Below are 514 nucleotides of genomic sequence, written 5' to 3' on the forward strand. Positions count from 1 at the left end.
GTTTGCTTATGCGAACGTCGTCAGTACCGAGCAATTTCTGAGCGACAGCCAAGCGCAGGCGTAGCGATAACGACAGGCGAAATGACTAGGCGTGCGTGGGCGGTTGCTACGAGAATGGCCAGGTTTTCTGCCAGAGCCCGTCGTATGAAACGTAAACGCCCGCCGCGCCTGGTCGCTTCCCCTACCCAAAAGGACGTCTTCGGGTGGACGCCAGAACACCCACCGACATGGGACTGCTCAAGCGACGTATCCAGGCCGGGATTCCTGGGGACCATGATCTACGTGGCGGGCATGTTACTGGCCCTGCCCGTCTATTGGCTGGCAGTGTTTACCCTGATGCTGTGCAAGGTCGAAGGCCTGTCGTCCACTCACACCAGAGTTATCGAACACCCGCTGGTTATGGCGCTCATGTTCATCAGCGCATTCGCGGCCATCTGCGTCATCAACTGGCTGGCATCCGAACCTGACGTGCTGGGTTTCTGCTTTGACGAGCGCCAGCAACGGCTCACCTTCA

General features: G+C 58.6%; 1 pseudogene. It reads left to right on the forward strand.

Annotation, left to right across the window (positions count from 1 at the left end):
• Nucleotides 1-273: 273 nt before the first annotated feature.
• A pseudogene (locus OC610_RS28715) lies at nucleotides 274-514 on the forward strand (hypothetical protein); the annotation flags it as partial.

The organism is Pseudomonas agronomica, from assembly GCF_025917275.1.
GTDB lineage: Bacteria > Pseudomonadota > Gammaproteobacteria > Pseudomonadales > Pseudomonadaceae > Aquipseudomonas > Aquipseudomonas agronomica.